Here is a 23,792-nt window from a genome sequence, read left to right on the forward strand (position 1 = left end):
AAAGGAATCTCCCTATTGTTTTTCTGATTGTGAAGCGCCTGCCGGAACAGAGAGGTTATAAATATGAACAAAAAAGGAATGATTTTTGAAGGGCTGAAGGTGCGCAATGAAATCAAAAAAGCAATGCATCAGGAGCATAGTCTGGCGGATCGTATCCGGGAGGAGAACGGATATCTCCAGGCAGGAGAAGCCAGTCCTACTGTTAAAAGTACAGTTGGTTGTGAAAAGGAACTGTCGCGTGTTCTGGAAAAACTTCTGGAGGAGGATGGGGAAGAAATCTGTCTGGACGTGACCTATTTTCTTGTCTTTGCGGCCTCACAAAATCCTGTTTGCCAGGAAGAGCTTAAAAAGCTGGCACCGGACCAAATTCTGAGCTATCAGCAGAAATTTTTGGACCATGGCTATCACGGTGATTATTTTTTGTCCTGTTTAGGTTATGAGGAGCATTATTTTGCACAGGTACTTTTTGGTATGCTGGAGGAGATACGGGAGGGATGCGGTGACAGGCCGGAGAATGCCTACCGGCAGTTCATTGGATTGATCCGTAAAGGCTGGCGCAGTGCCAGGCGTGAACTTTTTACGGAAGAAACCCTGGAATTTGAGCGGATACAGGAGTGGGCCAGCCCCTATACGGAACAGCCGGCCATGGGTATGAGTCAGTTGTGCATTATTTATCTGCTGGCTGAGATATTCTGTGTGGAGATAAAGAAAAATATGAATTATTATCTGATCTTGGAATGCATGATTGACAGAAATACAATCTGGGATTGTAAGAAAGAGGAGGTTCTGGAATACGAAGTCTGGGGGCGGGCAGGATATGCAGACAGCAGTTTCTGCCGGATGCTGACAGAGACTGTGCGGAATCCTTTTCAGGCAGCACTTGGTTTTCGAGTAGAAGGTTATGAAGAATTTGACTGTTATCTTCAAAATCTTTTTCATTTGGGCGGGATAGACCGAAATGTGCTCAGTGGGGAAATCTTGGATGAGAGGTCAAGGCAGATCCTTCTGGAATTGGGAGGATTCGAGAAAAATTCCGGGATAGAAAAGTATGTTTACTCTCTCTATATTGTTCTGCTGTCCGGGTATGTGAAAAAATGTCTGGATAAGATCCGGGAGGAGAACCCGGCCAGATGGCAGCAGAGAATGGAACAGCAGATAAAGGAAAAAGAGGCTATGGAAAAACAGCTGAAAGAGCTGGATGAACATTGCCGTATTATGAAACATAGAACCAGTGAGCTGGAAGAAAAACTGGAATGTGCGGAACGGACAGTACGGCGTAAAGAGAACCAGTTACTGCGTACAGTAAAACAGCACCAGTCCGAGAAACAGGAATTGATAAAACTCAGAGAAAGTCAATACAACACAGGGAAAGCCGGGTAATGACTTTTACGAAATGATTTGTTGAAAAGCAATACTGTAAATTGCGAAAGCAATATTTTTAGCAGAATTAACAAAATATAACATATAAAAATATGCACTATTTTTTGTAATATAAATGGATTTTATCAGCGTAATATGATATACTTTGAATACAAGAAAGGTCAGAAAAAATATGAGAGAAAATCAACTATTAGAACTAATATTTGAAGAATTAACCTTAATAAAAAATAATACTGATTCCATGAAAGAGGAAATCGCCACATTAAAAGAAGATGTGAAGGGTTTAAAAGTAGATGTGAAGGGTTTAAAAGAAGATGTGAAGGGTTTAAAAGAAGATGTGAAGGGTTTAAAAGAAGATGTGAAGGGTCTAAAAGAAGATGTGAAGGGTCTAAAAGAAGATGTCAGTGGATTAAAACAGGATGTCAATGGTTTAAAAGAGGATGTCACTAGTATCAAAGCGGCTCAGAAACGCGCAGACCGCCGTATTTCTTTCATATACAAAGAACTAAAGAATATGGACGACGCTATTTTAGGTGAGGTTGAACGAGTACATGAAATCCTGGACCGCCATGCAGCGGACGGGAGCAAGCATTTGGCATAATATAAATTCACACGTCTTAGCGGGCAGTATTTCATTTGTCTATGAAATGCTGCCCGTTGTCTCTGCTCTTCAGAAAAAATTTCAAATCCCTATTGACAAATAAAATTCATAGCATTATAATTGAGAAAAAGTTGAATTGATTAACACTTTAAACCGATGAACAAGAAGAGTAAGTGAAAATATTTATTCCCAGAGAGCCGTTGTTGGTGGAAATACGGCAGTAAGAGTTTTCGCTGAATGGACTTGTGAGGGCAGCTTGAAACCTTCTGGGAAGAGAGTAGACGCTGACGGGAAGCTTATCCGTTATCAAGGAGCAGTGTATGATAGTACATGAAAGAGCGGCTCATATTACAATGCGTATATGGGCAATGTGGGTGGTACCGCAGGAGTTGAAACGATACAGCTCTTGTCCCATTGGAGAAATCTGATGGGGCAGGAGCTTTTTTATTTACGGCAATAGAACGTTCGCAAAGCGCGCTTCCTATTGCAGCCGCTCTTTGGAAAAGGAGGAAAAACATGACAATCACACCAGACTGCAACACAATCCTGAAACTGGCAGAGAAATATTCAATTGTACCGGTATGCAGGGAAATCTATGCGGATGTTACAACACCGATCACCCTGCTTCGCAAGCTTACAGGGTTATCCAAAAGATATTATCTTCTGGAGAGTATAGAGGGCGGAGAAACCTGGGGAAGATATTCCTTTCTGGGATATGATCCGGTCATGCGGGTGACCTGCAGGGCCGGCAAAGTATATATAGAAAAGCAGGGAAATTCAGAGACTGTGGAAACAGCAAAGCCTTTAAACGTGCTGAGGGAAATCATGAAGGATTATAAATCGCCGAGGCTTTCCGGCATGCCCCCGTTTACAGGCGGGTTTGTTGGATATTTTGCATATTCCATGATCGGCTACGCAGAACCGGTACTCAATATTCAAAAGGGAACATTCCCGGATTATGACGTGATGCTTTTTGATAAAGTTATTGCCTATGACCATTTGAAACAGAAAATATGCATCATTGTGAATATGCGGACTGACAAAGTGATGGAGAATTACGGGGAGGCCACAGGGGAGATCGCCAGGATTGCCGGACTGATCAAAAGTGCACCGGTACCTGCTGTTGATGCTGAACCGGAACAGATCCATTTTACCTGTAACGTAAGCAGAGAAGAATATTGCAGCATTGTGGAGAAAACAAAAGAATATATAAGAGACGGGGATATTTTCCAGGCAGTTATTTCCAGACAGTTTACCAGCCCTATGAAAGGAAGCCTCTTAAATGCCTACAGAGTTCTGCGCACAACCAACCCGTCCCCGTATATGGTGTACCTCCATTTTGATGAGGAAGAACTGATGAGTACCTCCCCGGAGACACTGGTCCGCCTGCAGGACGGCAGACTGACTACGTTCCCGGTAGCTGGTTCCAGACCAAGAGGAAAAGACACAGAGGAAGATGAAGCTTTGGAACATGACCTTCTGCAGGATGAAAAGGAATTGTCAGAACATAATATGCTGGTGGATCTGGGAAGAAACGACCTGGGCCGTATCAGCAGGTTTGGTTCTGTGGAAGTGACAAAATATATGATGATCCACCGTTATTCCAAGATCATGCACATTTGTTCCCAGGTGGAAGGCTCCATCCGGCAGGATAAGGACGCACTTGATGCCATTGAGGCGGTGCTCCCGGCGGGAACCCTTTCCGGTGCACCGAAGATCAGAGCATGTGAAATTATTGAGGAGCTGGAGAGTACAGAGCGGGGCGTCTACGGCGGCGCTATCGGTTACCTGGATTTTGCCGGTAATCTGGATACCTGCATAGCCATCCGCATGGCAGTGAAAAAAGACGGAAAGGTCTATGTGCAGGCAGGCGGCGGGATTGTTGCGGACAGCGTACCGGATTTGGAGTATGAAGAATCAGCAAACAAAGCGGCTGCGGTTATGCAGGCCATTAAAAATGCAGGGGAGGTGGATGAGTTATGATATTACTGATTGATAATTACGACAGTTTTACATACAACTTAGTGCAGATGATAGGTACCATCCATCCGGATATCCGTGTTATCCGAAATGATGAAATGACACCGGAGGAGATTGAAGGATTACATCCTTCCCACATCATCCTCTCACCAGGTCCGGGATATCCCAAAGACGCAGGCGTGTGCGAGGCAGTTATTCAAAAACTGCAGGGGAAAGTTCCCATCCTGGGTGTCTGCCTGGGGCATCAGGCAGTCTGTGAGGTGTACGGCGCAAAAATCAGCCACGCCAGGCATCTGATGCACGGCAAAAAAAGCAGGGTGCACATTCAGACAGAAAGCCCCATCTTTGCGGGGATGGAGGAGGAAATAGACGCAGCCAGATACCATTCCCTCATTGCGGAGGATGGCACCATCCCCGAATGTCTGCAGATATTGTCAACAGACGTGGAAAACGGTGAAATTATGGCTGTGGGCCACAGGGAATATCCGGTGTATGGACTGCAGTTCCATCCGGAATCCATTCTTACACCACAGGGAAAAAGCATATTGGAAAATTTTTTAAATATAAAAGCCGGAAGAGGAGACAAGATTATGATCAAAGAAGCAATTCACACACTGATGGACGGTAAGGATTTAAGCTATGAAGTGGCAAAGGCAGTCATGCATGAAATGATGGACGGCATTGCCACACAGGCTCAGATGGGAGCATTTTTAGCAGCACTGCGTATGCAGGGCGAGAGCATAGATGAGATCACAGCATTTGCTGAGGTGATGCGGGAAAAGGGGATCAAAATAAAACCGGAGAGAGAAGTTATAGATATTGTGGGAACAGGCGGAGACGAGGCAGGAACCTTTAATATTTCCACCACAGCGGCCTTTGTGGTTGCGGCAGGCGGTGTACCGGTGGCGAAACACGGAAACCGCAGCGTATCCAGCAAGAGTGGTGCCGCTGACGTGTTGGAAAACCTGGGAGCCAATGTGGCTCTGGACGCAAAGCAAAATGAAACCATTCTCAACAAGACAGGCATGTGCTTTATGTTTGCCCCTGTTTATCATTCTTCCATGAAGTACGCTGCCCCGGTGAGAAAAGAGATGGGTGTCCGCACCGTGTTTAATATTTTAGGCCCCCTGTCTAATCCGGCAGCAGCTACCATGCAGCTTCTGGGCGTATACGACAAAAACCTGGTTGAGCCTTTGGCAAAGGTACTGGGTAATCTGGGCGTGACCAGAGGTGTGGCTGTGTGCGGTGAGGACGGGCTGGATGAAATCACCCTCACCGGAGAAACCACGGTCTGCGAAATACGTTTTGGAGAGACCACCTGCTACACGATCTCGCCGGAACAGTTTGGAATGGAACGGTGTAAACTTGCCGAGCTGGTGGGCGGTTCCCCTGCTGATAATGCGCAGATAACCAGAGACATTCTTTCAGGCCGCGAGACAGGGCCAAAACGCGATGTGGTCCTTCTAAATGCAGGTATGAGCCTGTATCTTGGAATCGATGGTATTACCCTTCAGGAGGGCATTGACATGGCGCGGGAATTGATAGAGAGTGGTAAAGCCCAGGCAAAATTTGATGAATTTGTAAAGGCCACAAGAGGACAGTAAGAGAGGAGATTCAAAATGATTCTGGAACAGATTGCAAGAGATACAGAGATTCGTGTAACCCAGCAGAAGAAAAAAGTCCCTCTCCAAACAGTGAAAAAAGCGGCGTACAAGATGGAAACGGAAACGGGGTTTCCATTTGAAAAAGTGCTGGCGAAAGATGGGCTTTCATTTATCTGTGAAGTGAAAAAAGCATCTCCTTCAAAAGGGATCATTGCGCAGGAGTTTCCGTATCTGGACATTGCGAAGGAATACGAAGCGGCAGGAGCAGATGCCATCTCCTGTCTGACGGAACCGAAATACTTTCTGGGCTGTGACAGCTATCTGGAGGAGATCGCAAAAAATGTTAAGATCCCAGTCCTCAGAAAAGATTTTGTTGTGGAGGAATACCAGATATATGAGGCAAAGACTTTGGGTGCCAGCGCTGTGCTCCTTATCTGTTCTCTCATCGAACCGGTACTCCTGAAACGTTATATTCAGGTGTGTGACACCCTGGGGATCTCCGCTCTGGTGGAAACCCATGATGAGAAAGAAATCTCCCATGCCGTTTGGGCAGGGGCCAGGGTCATTGGAGTCAATAACCGGAATCTGAGAGATTTCAGCGTTGATGTGGGAAACAGCACAAGGCTTCGCGCACTGGCGCCGAAAGAAGTCCTGTTCGTGGCGGAGAGCGGTATAAAAGGACCTGAGGACATTGTACGTTTAAAGGAAAATAAAGTGAATGCCGTGCTGATCGGAGAGACACTTATGAAGAGCAGGGACAAGAAAAAAATGCTCACTTACTTAAAAGGAGAAGAAACATCCAATGAGCAGTAAAGTGAAAATCTGCGGCCTAAGACGGCTCCGGGATATAGAAATGGCGAATTTGTATGAGCCGGATTATGTGGGATTTGTCTTTGCAGCAAGCAGCCGTCAGGTCACGGAAGAAGATGCAGAATCCCTCAAAGCGGAGCTTGCAGATGGGATTTTAGCGGCTGGCGTCTTTGTAAATGCGCCCGCCGTACAGGCAGCCCGCATTGCCGAGAAGGGAATCATTGATATGATCCAGCTCCACGGTGATGAGGATGAAGCATATATCTGCAGCCTGAAAAGACTCACCGGCAGACCAGTGATAAAGGCTGTTCGTGTACAGAGCCGGGAACAGATCCTTCAGGCGGAAAAACTGCCCTGTGATTATCTGCTCCTTGATACATATACAAAAGGGCAGTACGGAGGGAGCGGAAAGAGTTTTGATCTGTCTTTGATCCCGGGGCTTTCCAAGCCATTTTTTCTGGCCGGCGGCCTGAATGCTGAAAACGTGCGGCAAGCGTTGGAGATCAGCGGTGCATTTGCTGCGGATGTGAGCAGCGCGGTGGAGACAGACGGATATAAAGATACAGATAAAGTGAAGGCTTTTATTCAGGCAGTGCGGGAAGAGAAGCGGTAAAACCAATGGATTTTTAAGGAAGAGGATAAAAAGCATGAGTAAAGGAAGATTTGGAAATTATGGAGGACAGTATATTCCGGAGACACTGATGAGCGCCGTGCAGGAGCTGGAAGAGGCATATAAGAAATACAGCAAAGACCCGGCGTTTAACAAAGAGCTGGACGATCTGCTGAAAAATTACGCGGGCCGTCCGTCCCTGCTGTATTACGCGGAGAAAATGACAAATGATCTGGGGGGAGCCAAAATATATCTGAAGCGTGAGGATTTAAACCATACCGGCTCTCACAAGATCAACAATGTTCTGGGACAGGTGCTTCTGGCAAAAAAAATGGGCAAGACAAGAGTCATTGCCGAGACAGGAGCAGGACAGCACGGTGTGGCCACCGCCACGGCAGCGGCGCTTATGGGACTTAAATGTGAGGTCTTCATGGGACGGGAGGACACGGACCGCCAGGCGCTGAATGTATACCGCATGGAACTTTTGGGGGCAAAGGTACATCCTGTGGACAGCGGAACAGCCACGCTTAAGGATGCCGTCAATGAAACCATGCGGGAGTGGACCAGAAGGATGGATGACACCCTGTATGTGCTTGGCTCTGTTATGGGACCCCATCCCTTCCCTATGATCGTGCGCGATTTCCAGAAGATCATCGGAAAGGAGATCAAAGAGCAGCTGCAGGAAAAAGAGGGCAGACTCCCGGATGCCGTGATCGCCTGTGTGGGCGGGGGCAGCAATGCCATGGGTGCATTTTATGAATTTATCCCGGATGAGCAGGTACAGCTTATCGGATGTGAAGCGGCAGGCCTCGGTGTGGATACAGAGAAACATGCGGCTACCATAGCCAAAGGGACAGAGGGGGTTTTCCATGGCATGAAATCCTTGTTCTGCCAGGATGAGTACGGACAGATCGCCCCTGTGTACTCCATCTCGGCAGGTCTGGATTATCCGGGGATCGGACCGGAACATGCCAACTTAAATGAAACCGGCAGGGCAATATATGTGCCCATTACAGATGTGGAGGCAGTGGAGGCATTTGAATACCTTTCAAGGACTGAGGGGATCATCCCGGCCATTGAAAGCGCCCATGCAGTGGCATATGCCAGGAAGCTGGCTCCGGCTATGGAGAAGGACAAGATCATTGTGGTAAATATTTCAGGCAGAGGCGACAAGGACGTGGCTGCCATAGCACGGTACAGAGGAGTGGAGATTTATGAGTAAAATATATCAGGCGTTTGAAAACAAAAAGGCATTTATTCCATTTATCACAGGCGGAGACCCCACACTTGACGTGACAGAACAGCTTCTGTACGCTATGGAGGAGGCAGGGGCGGATCTGATCGAAATCGGCATACCTTTTTCCGACCCCACAGCAGAAGGCCCTGTAATACAGGAAGCAAATGAGAGAGCACTGAAAGCGGGATGTACCACAGATAAATTGTTTGATATGATAAAAAGAGCAAGAAAAAAAGTCACTGTACCCATTGTATTTCTCACTTATGTGAATCCTATTTTTACCTATGGCAAGGAACGCTTTATGAAAAAATGTGTAGAGTGTGGTGTTGACGGCATTATTGTTCCGGATATGCCTTATGAGGAAATACAGGAGCTGGCACCAGCCTGTGACACATTTGGGATTGATATTATCCCTCTGATAGCACCCACATCAAATGCGCGCATCACCATGATCGCAAAGGAGGCTAAGGGTTATATCTACTGCGTCTCCTCCCTGGGTGTTACCGGCGTAAGGAGCCAGATCAAGACAGATATCGGTTCCATGGTGGAATTGGTGCGGCAGGCAACAGATGTGCCCTGCGCCGTGGGCTTTGGCATATCCACTCCCCAGCAGGCATATGACATGGCAAAAGTATCGGACGGGGCTATTGTGGGGTCTGCAATTGTTAAAATTGTGGCAAAATATGGAAAAGGTTGTGTGCCGCATGTAGCGGAGTATGTAAAAGAAATGAAGGCTGCCGTGGACCGGGCCAATGGCTGAATAGAGCGGAGGATGGGCAATTCCATCCTCCATTTTTATGCAGAAAATTTCGGATGGCGGAGTATTACTGCTGCCGGGTACTATGGGCTGGATGCCTGCTGGCACTAGTTTTTCATACGGTCAGTGCAGTAAATGCGCAGACCTGTCTGAACTGTTGCAAAAAACATTCATAATAATTAAATATTTCACAAATTTTTGTTGAAAAATCCCCGGAAACAAGGTACAATTAAAATCGGCAGAAATTGGTTTTGTCTTTTAACTCAACAAAGTAAAACCAGGAGGCGATTTCTGCATGAAAACCGGATTATCACGCAGATTTTTCGTGCAGAATCCAGGTAAATAATAAAAAATGGAGGGCTGATAAATGAGTAATACAGCACAAAGCTTGGCAAGTAAGAGAATTGCTTCTTTACTTGATGAGAACAGTTTTGTTGAGATCGGCGGCTGTGTCACAGCAAGAAACACAGATTTCAACTTATCTGAAAAGGAAACACCGGCAGACGGTGTCATCACCGGTTATGGTGTCATCGACGGCAGCCTGGTGTATGTGTACAGCCAGGACGCTTCCGTTCTGAACGGAACCATCGGTGAAATGCATGCCAAAAAGATTGTCAGACTTTACGATCTGGCAATGAAAACAGGCGCTCCGGTTATCGGACTTGTGGACTGTGCAGGTTTGAGACTGCAGGAAGCTACAGATGCTCTGCATGCTTTTGGTGAAATCTACACCAAACAGGTTATGGCATCTGGTGTGATCCCCCAGATCACAGGTATCTTCGGAACCTGCGGCGGCGGTCTTGCAATTGTTCCGGCTCTTACCGATTTCACCTTCATGGAAGAGAAGTCCGGTAAGCTGTTTGTAAACTCCCCCAACGCTTTAGAGGGAAATGAAATTTCCAAATGTGATACATCCAGTGCAAAATACCAGAGCGAAGAGGCTGGCCTGGTGGATGTACTGGGAAGTGAGGATGAGATCCTTGCGCAGATGAGACTGCTGGTATCCATGCTGCCTTCCAACTACGAAGACAACTCTTCTTACGAAGACTGCACGGATGACTTAAACCGTGTGTGCCCGGAACTGGAAAATTGTGTGGGCGATACTGCGATCGCACTTTCCCAGATCGCGGACAACCATGAGTTCTTTGAAGTGAAAGCCGCTTATGCAAAAGATATGGTGACAGGTTTTATCCGTCTGAACGGTGCTTCGGTGGGCTGCGTTGCCAACAGAAGCGAAGTTTACAACGATGAAGGTGAGAAAACAGAGTCCTTCGACAATGTACTCTCTGTAAGAGGATGTAAGAAAGCAGCAGATTTCGTTAAATTCTGTGATGCTTTTGAAATTCCGGTGCTGTCCCTGACAAATGTAAAAGGCTACAAAGCAACAAAGTGCGCAGAGGCCAATATTGCCAAGGCAGCCGCACAGCTTACTTACACATTTACAAATGCAACCATACCGAAAGTGAACATCGTGATCGGTGAGGCCTTCGGAAGTGCATATCTGGCAATGAACAGCAAATCCACGGGAGCTGACATGGTATACGCATGGCCCGGCGCTCAGATCGGTATGATGGACGCGCGTCTTGCCGCTAAGATCATGTATGCGGACAGCGATGCTGCCACGATCAATGAAAAAGCTGCTGAGTATGCCGACTTACAGTCAAGTGCAATGGCTGCTGCCAAGAGAGGTTATGTGGATGCCATCATCGAGGCAGAAGATACCAGAAAATATGTGATTGGTGCTTTTGAAATGTTATTCACAAAGAGAGAAGATCGTCCCAGTAAAAAACACGGCACGGTTTAGGCGAGGTGAAGCATATGAAGCAGACATGGAAAAAATTAATTGGTTTGATCCTGATCGGAGTTTGCGCGCTGGCTATGACAGCCTGCGGAAGCAGCAAAGACTCCACAGGTGGTTTAAAAGAGCTGGATGATGCTACCGTTGACTCCCTTGTGGAGAGCTTTGGCAGCGTTGTCGGCAACATTGCTGATCTGGATGAGGAATCCATTGCAGGCCTGATGGAAGGCGAAGATGCATTCAGCGCCTCTGCAGCCAGTGCATGGGAGGGAGCCGGCGAAGATCTGGGAGCATATGTTGAGACGAACAAAGGCGAGGTGGAGATCAAAGACGGCAGCTATATGCTGTCACTGTCATGTAAATTTGAGAACCGCGACGCAGTATGCGTCTTTACTCTGGATAAAAACGGCAATCCTCTCAGTGTGACCATTGACCCACAATATTCAATGGGTGAAAAAATGGCACAGGCAGGACAGAATACACTTCTTGGTGTAGGTACTGTTTTTGTAATGCTGGTCTTCCTTTGCTTTGTTATTTCCTTAATGAAATACATTCCGGGCTTTGTGGAGTCCTTTGGCAAGAAGAAAGCTGCTCCGGAAGAGGTTCGCGTTCCGGCTGCCCCTGTTATTCCGGAAGCAGTGGAGGAAGAGACAGTGGATGACGGTGAACTGATCGCAGTCATTGCAGCGGCCATCGCGGCATCTGAAAATACATCTACAGACAGTTTTGTAGTTCGTTCCATCAGAAAATCAACAAAAAGAAATTGGCAGAGAGCCTAATCACAGGAGGAAATGGTTATGAAATCTTATACAATTACAGTTAATGGCGTTGCATATGATGTAACAGTAGAAGAGGGCGCAGGAAACGCAGCAGCACCTGTGGCAGCTCCGAAGGCTGCTCCTAAGGCAGCACCAAAAGCCGCTCCGGCAGCAAAACCTGCAGCATCTGCAGCAGGCGCAGTGGCAGTTACCGCATCTGTTCCGGGTAAAGTATTCAAAGTGGAAGCAAATGTTGGACAGGCAGTAAAAACCGGTGATAACATCATCATCCTGGAAGCCATGAAAATGGAGATTCCGGTTGTTGCTCCGCAGGACGGTACCATTGCAAGTATTGACGTGGCAGTTGGTGACTCCGTAGAAAACGGCGATACACTGGCATCCATGAACTAGAATTTACAAACATTTGTAAATTCCCGACAGCTAAGAGATAAATCTTGCTGATACAATAGAAAGCACAAATCGAAAACTTTCTATTGTCACGAATACGAACAATGGGAGGTAATATAATGTCTAACGTTACAGATACACTGTCTAACCTGCTCCAGCAGACAGCGTTTTTCAATCTGACATGGGGAAATTACCTTATGATTTTAGTTGCCTTTGTATTTCTTTTCCTGGCAATTAAAAAAGGATTTGAACCGCTTCTTCTGGTGCCGATTGCCTTCGGTATGCTGTTGGTTAATATCTATCCTGATATTATGGCACAGCCATACACGGATGCAGCAGGAATCGAGCACGCAGGTGGACTTCTTCACTATTTTTATCTGATGGATGAATGGAGTATTCTTCCGTCCCTGATCTTCATGGGTGTTGGTGCCATGACAGACTTTGGTCCGCTGATCGCAAACCCCAAGAGCTTTCTTATGGGTGCAGCAGCACAGCTTGGTATCTATATGGCATACTTCCTGGCGATCTTTATGGGATTCAACGGAAAGGCAGCAGCAGCGATCTCCATTATCGGAGGTGCTGACGGCCCGACTTCCATCTTCCTGGCAGGTAAGCTTGGACAGACAGTCCTGATGGGACCTATTGCGGTGGCGGCATATTCCTATATGTCCCTGGTTCCGATCATCCAGCCGCCGATCATGAAACTTCTCACAACTGAGAAGGAAAGAAAAATTAAAATGGAACAGCTCCGTCCGGTTTCCAAACTGGAAAAAATCCTGTTCCCTATTATCATCACCGTTGTTGTTTGTCTGATCCTTCCTACAACAGCTCCGCTGGTTGGTATGTTAATGCTTGGTAACCTGTTCCGTGAATCAGGTGTTGTAAAACAGTTAAGCGAGACAGCGTCCAATGCCCTTATGTATATTGTAGTTATCTTACTGGGAACTTCCGTAGGTGCTTCCACAAGCGCTGAGGCATTCCTGAAACTGGATACTCTGAAAATCGTCGTTTTAGGTCTGGTTGCATTTGCAGTTGGTACTGCAGGCGGCGTGCTTCTCGGTAAGTTAATGTGCAAACTGTCCGGCGGCAAGATCAACCCGTTGATCGGTTCTGCCGGTGTATCTGCTGTTCCTATGGCAGCCCGTGTATCCCAGAAAGTTGGTGCTGAGGCAGACCCGACTAACTTCCTGCTGATGCATGCAATGGGCCCGAACGTTGCAGGTGTTATCGGTACTGCGGTAGCTGCTGGTACCTTCATGGCAATTTTCGGTGTTTAATATATAGAAAGCAGACTTTCTATTGTCATGAGTTATATGGGTTGAAATAACATTTTAGGAGGAAAACAAGATGGCAGAGGTAGTAAAAAAACCTATTAAGATCACTGAAACAATCTTACGTGATGCGCATCAGTCTCTGATCGCAACCAGAATGACCACAGAGCAGATGCTGCCGATCGTAGATAAACTGGATAAAGTCGGTTACCATTCCGTAGAGTGCTGGGGTGGTGCCACCTTTGATGCATCCCTGCGTTTCTTAAAAGAAGATCCCTGGGACAGACTGCGTAAATTCCGTGACGGCTTTAAAAATACAAAACTGCAGATGTTATTCCGTGGACAGAATATCCTGGGATACCGTCCTTACGCAGATGATGTGGTAGAGTATTTCGTACAGAAATCTATTGCAAACGGTATTGACATCATCCGTATCTTTGACTGTCTGAATGACCTGAGAAACCTGCAGACAGCCGTTAAAGCATCCAACAAAGAAAAAGGACATGCACAGGTTGCATTGTCTTATACCTTAGGAGATGCTTATACTATGGAATATTGGGTGGATATGGCCAAAAAAGTTGAGGATATGGGTGCAAATTCTATCTGTATCAAAGATATGGCCGGCCTGCTTGTGCCTTATAAAGCAACAGAGCTGGTAACAGCGCTGAAAGAGGCTGTTGATATTCCTATTCAGCTTCATACACACTACACATCAGGCGTGGCTTCCATGACCTATTTAAAAGCTGTAGAGGCAGGCGTGGATGTACTAGATACAGCAATGTCTCCCTTTGCCCTGGGAACATCCCAGCCGGCTACCGAGGTTATGGTTGAAACCTTTAAAGGAACACCTTACGACACAGGCTTTGACCAGAATCTTCTGGCAGAGATCGCTGACTATTTCCGTCCGATCCGTGATGAGGCACTGGAAAGCGGCCTGCTGAATCCCAAGAACCTGGGCGTTAATATTAAAACCCTGCTGTATCAGGTACCGGGCGGTATGCTCTCCAACCTGACCAGCCAGTTGAAGGAACAGCACGCAGAAGATAAATTCTACGATGTTCTGGAAGAAGTGCCGAGAGTGCGTAAAGACCTGGGCGAGCCGCCTCTGGTTACCCCGTCCTCTCAGATCGTTGGTACACAGGCTGTGTTCAACGTGATCATGGGCGAGCGCTATAAAATGGTTACAAAAGAGACAAAGGACGTTCTCAGCGGAAAATACGGTGCTACGGTTAAACCGTTCGATTCTGAAGTACAGAAGAAGTGTATCGGTGATACAGAGCCGATCACCTGCCGTCCGGCTGATTTGATCCCGGATGAACTGGATACTTTGAGAAGTGAAATGGCACAGTGGTCCGAACAGGAAGAGGACGTATTGTCTTATGCATTATTCCCGCAGGTGGCTACCGAGTTCTTCAAGTATAGAGAAGCACAGAAGACGAAGGTGGACCCGAAGGTTGCGGATACGGAGAATGGGGCTTATCCTGTTTGATGTTTTGAAAATGGAAGGGCGAAGGTGTCGTGATGAGCGGGGCCTTTGCCTTTTTCTTTTTTTGGCAAGGGGGGACGTGTTCTTGGCTGTTCTACGGTAGTTAAAGGAAAGTATTTGGAATTGTTTGAGGGTAAATGCTTTGTTATTTTTACGGCTGCTGTTCTGGGATGTGATTGCAAAAAAGGATGCTGCGCGAAGTGTGTTACTGGGCATGGAGTGAACAGTGAATATGTTGTTGCTGTTTGCAAGCCAATGTCCCGGGAGGTGCTTTGCGCAGAAGGATTCCGAGTTTGCCGCGCCAATTGCAATTCAACGTGTTGGGTCCTTGAAGGGCAGAACTGTGCATCGTGAAGCGTGTTACTGTGTAAGGGGTTACGTTTTTAGTATACTGTGAACAGTAACCCTATGCTTTTGTGGTGAATTGCCGGATGAAATTTTTTAGTGAAAAAATTCTGGATTTGTGTTATTATAACCCATGTGTGGGCGGAATTTGCCTATATGTTACGGAAGGCTGTCGTTATTTGGCCTTTTTAGGGGCTTGTGGAAGACAGCGATCAAATACCTTGGGGTATGTTTTGAAGAGAGGACAGACATGGGTAATGCGGAGAATTTACTCAGTAAGATGAATAAGCAGTACCAGAGTTTCAGCAAGGGGCAGAAGAAACTGGCTGCTTATATTAATGATAATTATGATAAGGCTGCTTTTCTGACGGCTGCTAAGCTGGGGGAGACGGTTGGGGTCAGTGAGTCCACGGTGGTGCGGTTTGCGATCTATCTGGGGTATAAGGGATATCCGGAGTTTCAGAAAGCTTTGGAGGAATTGGTGAGGAATAAGCTGAATTCGATCCAGAGAATGGAAGTGACTTACGGCAGGGTTCCCCAGTCGGAGATTCTGGATACGGTGCTGCATTCAGATATTGATAAGATTAAACTGACCATGGAGCATATTGACCACGGGGCCTTTGAACTGGCTGTGGAGACTATTTTGAAGGCGAAGAGTATTTATATTGTTGGGATACGAAGCTGTGCTCCTCTGGCAAGTTTTCTGGGTTTTTATTTTAATCTTTTGTTTGATCATGTACATCTGATGCATACGAACAGCTCCAGCGAGCTGTTTGAGCAGATGATCCATATCAGTGGGGATGATGTTATTATCGGGATCAGTTTTCCCAGGTATTCCATGCGGACTTTGAAGGCGTTGGAATTTGCCAATAACAGAAACGCCAAGGTGATCACCCTGACTGACAGTATACATTCTCCTATGAATCTGTATTCTTCCTGTAATCTGATCGCCAGAAGTGACATGGCTTCTATTGTGGATTCCCTGGTGGCGCCTTTGAGTGTGATCAATGCCCTGGTGGTGGCACTTTGTATGCGGAAGCAGAAGGAAGTGGTGGCAACACTGGAGGATTTGGAGAAGATCTGGGATGAATATCAGGTCTATAATAATGACGAGATCAATGTGGCTGACGGACAGGATATTGAACTGAAAAATCCGGGCGGCATGGAGGATTAGTGGCTGCGGACATGGGGTGAACCGTAAGGATCAGATTACGCGAATAAAGGAGCCTGCAATGGCAAAAATAATCATTATCGGCGGCGGGGCTGCCGGCATGTTTGCATCTGTGTTTCTGGCTGAGAAGGGCCACCAGGTGCATGTGTTTGAAAAAAATGAAAAATTGGGCAAGAAGCTTTTTATCACGGGAAAAGGGCGCTGTAATGTGACGAATGACTGTGACCCGGAGACGTTTTTTGAATCGGTTGTTTCCAATCCGAAATTTTTGTACAGCGCTTATTATGGGTGTACCAGCCAGGATGTGATGGAGTTTTTCTCCTCCACGGGTGTGGAGCTCAAAACAGAGAGGGGAAACCGGGTGTTCCCGGTATCTGACCACTCTTCGGATGTGATCCGGGCATTGGAGCAGAGGATGCGTACAGCGGGTGTGAAGGTACATCTGCATACGGAGGTAAAGGAGCTGCTTCTGGAGGATGGCCGTGCGGCGGGAATCCGGCTGGCAGATGGAGCAGAGATTTCCGGAGATAAGGTGATGGTGGCCTGCGGAGGATTTTCTTATCAGGCCACAGGTTCCACTGGGGACGGCTACCGCTTGGCAAAAGAGGCGGGACATACGGTGACGGAGATTCTTCCGGCCCTGGTGCCTTTGGAGGTCAGGGAGGCGTATGTAAGCCGGATGCAGGGACTGGCCCTTAAAAATGTGCGCTTTACCGTAAAGGATGGGAAGAAGGTGCTCTATGATGAGTTCGGAGAGCTTCTTTTTACACACTTTGGTATTTCAGGGCCTTTGGTGCTGACTGCCAGCTCAAAGATAGCAAAAAGGTTAAAGAAAAAGGAACTGCAGGGATATATTGATGTGAAGGCAGCTCTTTCCAGGGAACAGCTGGATGGCAGGATCCTGCGGGATTTTGAGGAGAACAGGAACCGGCAGTTTAAGAACTCTGTGGGAGGTCTGTTCCCGGCGAAGATGGAGCCGGTCATGCTGGAGCTCTCCGGTATTCCTTTGGAGAAGAAGGTCAATGAGATAACCAGGGAGGAGAGGCAGCATTTCGTTTCTCTGATCAAGGAATTTCCCCTTACGATCGCCGGGGTCCGGGATTTTAAGGAGGCAATTATTACCCAGGGCGGTGTGAAGACCGGAGAGATCCAGCCCGGTACCATGGAGTCTAAAAAAGTCCAGGGCCTCTATTTTATCGGAGAAGTTCTGGATTTGGATGCGGTCACCGGTGGATTCAATCTGCAGATCGCCTGGGCTACGGCTTTCGCAGCGGCTTCGTCCATAAATGAGAGCAAAGAATAACGGTACAAAGGAGACAGAAACAAGATGGCATTTAATATTGCGATTGACGGTCCGGCAGGTGCCGGAAAAAGTACCATAGCCAAAGCGTTTGCACAGAGGCTTTCCTACATCTATGTGGATACAGGGGCCATGTACCGCGCTATGGCGCTTTATCTGCTGAGGGAAGGGATATCTGCCGAGGATGAGGGCGGGATAGAAGAAGCCTGTGAACGGGTGGATATCTCCCTTGTACATGAGGACGGTGTCCAGAAGGTACTTTTAAACGGTGAGGATGTAAGCAGCCTGATACGGAGCGAGGAGGTGGGCAATATGGCCTCCAAAAGCGCACAGAACGGCAAAGTCAGGGAGAAGCTGGTGGAGCTTCAGAGACAGCTTGCAGCCAGGACTGATGTGGTTATGGATGGCAGGGATATCGGTACCTGCGTGCTGCCGAAGGCAGATGTTAAAATATATCTCACAGCCAGTGTCCACACAAGGGCGGTCAGACGCTATAAGGAGTATCTGGATAAGGGTATGGAGGCAGATTTGGCCCGGATAGAGGAAGATATTGAGAAGCGGGATCATCAGGACATGAACCGGGAAATTTCGCCTTTGAAGAGGGCGGCGGATGCGGTTCTTCTGGATTCCTCTGATCTGACCATTGAGGAAGTCCTGGATACCATGATGGAGATCTGTAAGAATAAAAAAATCTGAAGGAGCTGCGATGGAAGTAAAGACAGCCAAAAGCGCCGGCTTCTGCTTCGGCGTGAAGCGGGCAGTGGAAAAAGTATATGAGGTTGCGGGAGAGAAACGATCCGGTGTATATACCTACGGTTCTATCATTCACAATGAGGAAGTGGTGGGAGATTTGGAAAAGAAAGGTGTATCGGTCCTGAACAGCGAGGAGGAACTAAAGGCTCTTGCTGAAGGAACTGTCATCATCCGTTCCCACGGGGTGCCGAGGAGGATTTACGAGCTGCTCCGGGAAAAAGGACTGGACTATGTGGATGTGACTTGTCCCTTCGTGCTGAAGATCCACAGGATCGTGGAGCGGGAAAGCCGTGCGGGACGCCATATTGTCATTATAGGAGATAAAGACCATCCGGAGGTAGAGGGGACCCGGGGCTGGTGTGAAGGTCCCTCGACAGTCATCAAAACAAGGGAAGAGGCTGAAAAATTCCTGCGGGAAGGCCATGAAAATGTATGTATTGTCTCGCAGACGACATTTAATTACAAGAATTTTCAAGAACTAGTTGAAATTTTAGCCAAAAAGAGGTATGATAGACTTGTTTTAAATACGATTTGCAATGCAACCAATGAGCGACAGGCAGAAGCGGCAGAGATTGCAAAGACAGTAGACGCCATGATTGTCATAGGAGGCAAACATAGCTCAAACACCCAGAAGCTGTTTGAGATATGTAAAGGCGTATGTAAAAACACATACTATATACAGACACTTGCTGACTTGGATTCTGATAGTTTTCGATCCATTCAATGTGTAGGTATTACAGCAGGGGCTTCAACCCCAAATAAAATAATTGAGGAGGTTTCAAAACATGTCAGAATTAAGTTTTGAACAGATGTTAGACGAATCATTTAAGACAATCAGAAATGGGGAGGTAGTCGAAGGTACTATCATCGGTGTTAAAGAAGATGAAATTATCCTGAACATTGGCTATAAAGCAGATGGTATCATCACAAGAAACGAATATTCCAACGATTCTAATCTTGACCTGACTACTGTAGTTTCCGTAGGAGACACCATGGAGGCAAAGGTTCTGAAAGTCAACGACGGCGAAGGACAGGTTCTCTTGACATACAAGAGACTGGCAGCTGAGAAAGGCAACAAGAGACTGGAGGAAGCTTTTGAAAATAAAGAGGTCCTGACAGCAAAAGTAACACAGGTTCTGGACGGCGGTTTAAGTGTTGTCTTAGATGAGGCAAGAGTGTTCATTCCGGCAAGTCTGGTATCCGATTCTTATGAAAAAGACCTGACAAAATATCAGGATCAGGAAATTGAATTCGTGATCACGGAATTCAACCCGAGAAGACGCCGTATCATCGGTGACCGCAAACAGCTTCTGATGGCTAAAAAAGCTGAAATGCAGAAAGAACTGTTCGAGAGGATCCATCCGGGTGATGTGGTTGAAGGAACGATCAAAAATGTAACGGATTTCGGTGCGTTCATTGATTTAGGCGGAGCTGACGGCCTGCTTCACATCTCTGAAATGTCCTGGGGCAGAGTGGAAAACCCGAAAAAGGTATTCAAAGCCGGTGGGCCGATCCGAGTGCTGATCAAAGATATCAATGGTGACAAGATTGCCCTGAGCCTGAAATTCGAGGATCAGAACCCATGGCTGGATGCAGCAGAGAAATACGCTGCAGGCAATGTGGTAGAAGGCAGAATCGCACGTATGACAGATTTCGGTGCATTCATTGAGCTGGAGCCGGGCGTAGATGCATTACTGCACGTATCCCAGATTTCCAGAGCACACGTGGACAAACCGTCTGACGTATTATCCGTAGGACAGGTAGTTACAGCTAAAGTTGTGGACTTCAACGGAGAAGAGAAAAAAATCAGCCTGAGCATGAAAGCTCTGGAGCCGGCTTCTGATGACAGAGATGAAGCAGGATATGATACAGAAGAATAAGAGATATGATTTCAGAATGGCGGAAGTGCTGTGCGCATGTTTTGTCCTGAGTCATAAAAGACCGGCAGCGAAGCAGATTCGCTGCCGGTCTTCTTTCCCTTCTGTCAGACACGTGCCTGGTTTTTCAGATATTCGTGCAGATAAGATTTCTGCATCTCCTGGCTTTTAAGAAAGCTGTCCGTCCACTGGATATAGGAATCCTCGGATGCGTAGGCGGGTTTTAAGACAGGAAGACCGGGTGTGCCAAAGGCCCGGAGAAAATAACCGCTTACTCTTTTGCAGCAGTTGGAAGCTTTTGCTTTTTCCCGGCAGGCAGGGTCCACATACACCCCCACACTTTTATGGACTGCCTCATCCTCCAGAGGAAGATAGTAATAATTCTTATAGTCAGGATAATAGTATTTTAAAGTGCCTTCCAAAAGAGGCATTTTCATTTTGCCGCAGTCCTTCTCCACGGTGACGTAAGCACAGGGCAGAGAAAAAGAAAGCGGGACAGGGAAGGAGAGGGGCAGTTTCAATGTGAAAAGGATTTCCTTTTGGAGGCTTCCGTCCATGGTCCTGTCTGTCACTTCCCGGACGGAAGGGACCTGGAAATCTCCCCGAAAAAGGACCAGGAGGGCACCAAAAGCCAGAAGACGGCCCATGCCCTCCACATCATCATGATTGTGTAGGAACAGGAGGTCTAAAAGCGGTTCCCGGCCTGTTTTGGCGTAGGTGCGGTAGACCTTGATCAGTTCCTTTCCGTTCATGGTATCCTTTCTTTTGTATCCGGACAAAGGTTCCAGGGATTTTTGGCGGAAGTTCTCTGTCCCAAGAAGGGAACGGAAAGGCTGAAGGGCGCGGTAGAGGTCCACGGATACGGCATCTGTGAAGGGTGCTGTAAGTCCGTAGCCCCTGTATTTGTGCTGCAGGTAAGGAATATCAAAGGTACTGCCGTTAAAGTGCAGAAAACAGCTTTTCCCGGCGCACAGAGCCTGAAAGGCTTTCAGCACGGAAATTTCTTCCTCCTCATTCTCTTTTTCTGCGAGAAATTGTACCATCTCCCATTTGCCGTCTGTACACAGCGCGGCTCCGATCAGATACACCCGGCTGTTATGATGGCTCAGTCCTGTTGTTTCAATATCAAAAAATAATAAGTCATCTTCCCCGGTGTCTGCAGGAAGAAAGTGTTTAGCATATTCTGGCATAAATTGATAATTAAATATCTTGTTTGTTAGCATTTTAACAATAACCTTTCTAATTGTATCAAAAATAATACGAAAAATAGACAAATCATTGTAGCAGTTTTTTGAAAATAATGTTATATTATATAAAGACGTAACAAATACCAAATGGGGCATCCTCTGCCCCGGAATAGACATAAGAAGGAGGCATCTATGGATTTTAAAGTTGCAGGAATCTCTCTGTATTATATCATAAACTGGTTTTTTATCTATAGTTTTTTGGGCTGGGTGTGGGAATCCTGTTACGTTTCCGTCAAATCAAAAAAACCGGTGAACAGAGGATTTATCAATGGTCCGTTCTGCACCATTTACGGGTTTGGCGCTGTCAGCGTCTATCTCATCCTGAAAGATTTTGATCAGAATCTTCTGGTGCTCTACATAGGAGGCGTGGTGGTTGCCACTGTGCTGGAATTTATGACCGGATGGCTGATGGAGACGATCTTCCACACCAGATGGTGGGATTACAGCAAAAAAAAATGCAACCTACACGGGTACATCTGTCTTGGTTCTTCCCTTGCCTGGGGTGTCTTTACCGTTCTGCTGTTTAGGGTATTCCAGCCTTTTGTGGAATGGCTGACCAATCTTTACCCTGTTACCATAGGAACCATTGCCGTAAGTATTGTTGTAATTCTGTACGGTGCGGATTTTATTACTTCCGCAGTCGCTGCGTTTGGCATCAGCAAGAGATTTGCCAGAGTGGAGGATATGCTGGAGGATTTGACCGCATACCTGCAGACTACAAAGCTGTATGAGACAAAAGAGGAGATCAGGGATAAACTGGAAGAGATCAGAGCTTTCAATCTGGCCGATGCTGCGGAAAAGATCGGTACCAAGAAATCTGAGTTCACCCAATTGCTCGAGGAACGCTTTTCCCTCTCTGAGAATTATATGGAAAAGAAAGCGGAGCTTGAGAAACGTATGGATGAGTTTTCGGAAAAATATCTGTCCGCAAGGAAAAAATCCAACCTTGTCGGCAAACGTATGATCCATGCTTACCCCGGACTGCGGGCGGAATTCAGGCGCTATAAAGAAAGAAAAGCCAAAAAACATTAACTGGCTTCTTATATTATTCAATAAAAGGAGGGACTACACATGGCGTTTTTAACCTTTAAGGGCGGCGTACACCCTTATGATGGAAAAGAACTGTCAAAAGACAAGCCTATAACGGATTACCTGCCGAAACAAGAGCTGGTCTATCCGTTATCACAGCACATAGGCGCACCTGCAAAGTCCATTGTGGCGAAAGGTGACCATGTACTGGCCGGGCAGAAAATTGCTGAGACGGGAGGTTTTGTTTCCTCACCCATTCACGCATCCGTTTCCGGTACCGTAACTGCAGTAGGCAGGGTACGGAATAACATGGGAAATATGGTGGATGCCATTACCGTGGAGAATGATGGGAAATACGAGAGCATTGAAATGCAGAAGGTGGACTCTCTGGATTCTCTTTCCAAAGAGGAGATCATCAAAAGGATTCAGGACGGCGGTGTTGTCGGTATGGGCGGAGCTGGTTTCCCCACCCATGTGAAGCTGTCTCCAAAGGAACCGGACAAAATTGAGTATGTCCTGGTGAACGGAGCCGAGTGTGAACCTTATCTGACATCGGATTACCGGCGGATGATGGAACAGCCTGAGCTGGTAGTAGGCGGGCTGAAATGCATGCTGAAGCTTTTTGACAACGCAAAGGGATGCATCTGCATTGAGGACAACAAACCGGATTGTGTTGCAAAGATGACAGAGTTTGTGAAGGATGAGCCGCGTATAGAGGTGAAAACCCTCAAGACAAAATACCCGCAGGGCGCAGAGCGCTGTCTGATCAATGCTGTTACAGACAGAGAACTGAATTCCTCCATGCTTCCCGCGGACGTGGGATGTGTTGTGGACAATGTTGATACGGTATGTGCTATCTGCAGGGCTGTTTTGGAGGGACGTCCTGTGATCGAGAAAATAGTCACCGTGACAGGGGACGGCATAGCCAATCCCCAGAACTTCCGGGTAAAGACCGGCACCAGTTTCGCGGAACTGATCGAGGCAGCCGGGGGCTTTAAAGGCCCTGTGGAGAAAGTGATCTCCGGCGGCCCTATGATGGGCTTCGCCATGTTTGATTATCATGTGCCCATTGTAAAAACTTCGTCCGCCATCCTGTGTCTGACAAAAGATGTGGTGGCAGCCAATGAAGAGTCGGCCTGTATCAACTGCGGACGCTGTGTCAGCGGATGTCCCGCAAGGCTGGTTCCTTCCCGTCTGGCAACATATGCGGAAGAGGGACAGGAAGAACTGTTTGTGAAATTTAATGGTATGGAGTGTGTGGAGTGTGGCTGCTGCAGCTTTGTCTGTCCGGCTAAAAGGCCCCTGACCCAGTCTGTCCGGTCCATGAGAAAAATGGTTCTTGCCAACAGGAAAAAGCCAAAGTAGGAGGA

Annotated in this window: 21 protein-coding genes and 1 other annotated feature; of the genes, 20 read left to right on the forward strand and 1 reads right to left on the reverse strand. The window is 47.1% G+C overall.

Going from position 1 to position 23,792, the window contains the following annotated elements:
* The first annotated feature begins 63 nt into the window (after positions 1-63).
* From A4V09_RS05920 to rpsA, 18 genes are all read left to right on the forward strand, one after another.
* Positions 64-1,380: a coiled-coil domain-containing protein gene (locus A4V09_RS05920; RefSeq protein WP_065541532.1), complete on the forward strand. Its 1,317-nt coding sequence runs from the start codon at positions 64-66 to the stop codon at positions 1,378-1,380.
* Between the two features lie 172 nt (positions 1,381-1,552).
* Positions 1,553-1,981, forward strand: coding sequence for a coiled-coil domain-containing protein (locus tag A4V09_RS05925; RefSeq protein ID WP_065541533.1), 429 nt, complete (start codon positions 1,553-1,555; stop codon positions 1,979-1,981).
* Positions 1,982-2,128: 147 nt separating this feature from the next.
* Positions 2,129-2,398 (forward strand) — a binding site (T-box leader).
* Positions 2,399-2,497: 99 nt separating this feature from the next.
* Complete coding sequence (trpE, locus tag A4V09_RS05930; protein WP_065541534.1) at positions 2,498-3,964, forward strand: anthranilate synthase component I; 1,467 nt, start codon at positions 2,498-2,500, stop codon at positions 3,962-3,964.
* Positions 3,961-5,565 (forward strand): bifunctional anthranilate synthase component II/anthranilate phosphoribosyltransferase, encoded by a 1,605-nt coding sequence (locus A4V09_RS05935; protein ID WP_084043447.1) that lies wholly within the window; start codon positions 3,961-3,963, stop codon positions 5,563-5,565. The genes trpE and A4V09_RS05935 overlap by 4 nt, the downstream gene beginning before the upstream one ends.
* A gap of 15 nt (positions 5,566-5,580) precedes the next feature.
* Positions 5,581-6,378 (forward strand): indole-3-glycerol phosphate synthase TrpC, encoded by a 798-nt coding sequence (gene trpC, locus A4V09_RS05940; RefSeq protein ID WP_065541535.1) that lies wholly within the window; start codon positions 5,581-5,583, stop codon positions 6,376-6,378.
* Entirely contained in the window at positions 6,368-6,988 is a 621-nt protein-coding gene (locus A4V09_RS05945) for a phosphoribosylanthranilate isomerase (RefSeq protein ID WP_065541536.1), read from the forward strand. Before trpC ends, A4V09_RS05945 begins: the two co-directional genes overlap by 11 nt.
* 34 nt (positions 6,989-7,022) lie before the next feature.
* The gene (gene trpB / locus A4V09_RS05950) at positions 7,023-8,207 is read left to right on the forward strand and encodes a tryptophan synthase subunit beta (RefSeq protein WP_065541537.1); all 1,185 of its coding nucleotides are present in this window, start codon (positions 7,023-7,025) and stop codon (positions 8,205-8,207) included.
* Complete coding sequence (gene trpA / locus A4V09_RS05955; RefSeq protein ID WP_065541538.1) at positions 8,200-8,982, forward strand: tryptophan synthase subunit alpha; 783 nt, start codon at positions 8,200-8,202, stop codon at positions 8,980-8,982. The genes trpB and trpA overlap by 8 nt, the downstream gene beginning before the upstream one ends.
* Positions 8,983-9,346: 364 nt before the next feature.
* Positions 9,347-10,783 (forward strand): acyl-CoA carboxylase subunit beta, encoded by a 1,437-nt coding sequence (locus tag A4V09_RS05960; protein ID WP_065541539.1) that lies wholly within the window; start codon positions 9,347-9,349, stop codon positions 10,781-10,783.
* A 14-nt stretch (positions 10,784-10,797) separates the two neighbouring features.
* Complete coding sequence (locus tag A4V09_RS05965; RefSeq protein ID WP_065541540.1) at positions 10,798-11,556, forward strand: OadG family transporter subunit; 759 nt, start codon at positions 10,798-10,800, stop codon at positions 11,554-11,556.
* A gap of 18 nt (positions 11,557-11,574) precedes the next feature.
* Positions 11,575-11,946: a biotin/lipoyl-binding carrier protein gene (locus A4V09_RS05970; protein ID WP_065541541.1), complete on the forward strand. Its 372-nt coding sequence runs from the start codon at positions 11,575-11,577 to the stop codon at positions 11,944-11,946.
* Between the two features lie 116 nt (positions 11,947-12,062).
* Positions 12,063-13,220: a sodium ion-translocating decarboxylase subunit beta gene (locus A4V09_RS05975; protein ID WP_065541542.1), complete on the forward strand. Its 1,158-nt coding sequence runs from the start codon at positions 12,063-12,065 to the stop codon at positions 13,218-13,220.
* A gap of 70 nt (positions 13,221-13,290) precedes the next feature.
* Positions 13,291-14,703 carry an oxaloacetate decarboxylase subunit alpha gene (locus A4V09_RS05980; protein WP_065541543.1) on the forward strand — a complete coding sequence of 471 codons (1,413 nt, stop codon included), beginning with the start codon at positions 13,291-13,293 and terminating at the stop codon, positions 14,701-14,703.
* A gap of 592 nt (positions 14,704-15,295) precedes the next feature.
* Positions 15,296-16,219, forward strand: a complete 924-nt coding sequence (locus A4V09_RS05985) for a MurR/RpiR family transcriptional regulator (RefSeq protein WP_065541544.1) — start codon at positions 15,296-15,298, stop codon at positions 16,217-16,219.
* 58 nt (positions 16,220-16,277) lie between these two features.
* Positions 16,278-17,519, forward strand: a complete 1,242-nt coding sequence (locus tag A4V09_RS05990; protein WP_065541545.1) for a BaiN/RdsA family NAD(P)/FAD-dependent oxidoreductase — start codon at positions 16,278-16,280, stop codon at positions 17,517-17,519.
* A 24-nt stretch (positions 17,520-17,543) separates the two neighbouring features.
* On the forward strand, positions 17,544-18,212 hold the full coding sequence (gene cmk / locus A4V09_RS05995) for a (d)CMP kinase (protein WP_065541546.1): 669 nt from the start codon (positions 17,544-17,546) through the stop codon (positions 18,210-18,212).
* A gap of 10 nt (positions 18,213-18,222) precedes the next feature.
* Positions 18,223-19,074: a 4-hydroxy-3-methylbut-2-enyl diphosphate reductase gene (gene ispH / locus A4V09_RS06000; protein WP_065541547.1), complete on the forward strand. Its 852-nt coding sequence runs from the start codon at positions 18,223-18,225 to the stop codon at positions 19,072-19,074.
* Positions 19,055-20,149: a 30S ribosomal protein S1 gene (rpsA, locus tag A4V09_RS06005; RefSeq protein ID WP_065541548.1), complete on the forward strand. Its 1,095-nt coding sequence runs from the start codon at positions 19,055-19,057 to the stop codon at positions 20,147-20,149. Before ispH ends, rpsA begins: the two co-directional genes overlap by 20 nt.
* 104 nt (positions 20,150-20,253) lie before the next feature.
* Here rpsA and A4V09_RS06010 read toward each other — a convergent pair whose 3' ends face one another.
* Positions 20,254-21,369 carry a ribonuclease H-like domain-containing protein gene (locus A4V09_RS06010; protein WP_162291102.1) on the reverse strand — a complete coding sequence of 372 codons (1,116 nt, stop codon included), beginning with the start codon at positions 21,367-21,369 and terminating at the stop codon, positions 20,254-20,256.
* A gap of 156 nt (positions 21,370-21,525) precedes the next feature.
* On the opposite strand from A4V09_RS06010, the gene A4V09_RS06015 reads away from it, so the two are divergent.
* Both A4V09_RS06015 and rsxC read left to right on the forward strand, forming a co-directional pair.
* Positions 21,526-22,425, forward strand: a complete 900-nt coding sequence (locus A4V09_RS06015; protein WP_065541550.1) for a putative ABC transporter permease — start codon at positions 21,526-21,528, stop codon at positions 22,423-22,425.
* Positions 22,426-22,464: 39 nt separating this feature from the next.
* Positions 22,465-23,787: an electron transport complex subunit RsxC gene (rsxC, locus tag A4V09_RS06020; RefSeq protein WP_065541551.1), complete on the forward strand. Its 1,323-nt coding sequence runs from the start codon at positions 22,465-22,467 to the stop codon at positions 23,785-23,787.
* Positions 23,788-23,792: the final 5 nt, after the last annotated feature.

This window comes from Blautia pseudococcoides (genome assembly GCF_001689125.2).
GTDB lineage: Bacteria > Bacillota > Clostridia > Lachnospirales > Lachnospiraceae > Blautia > Blautia pseudococcoides.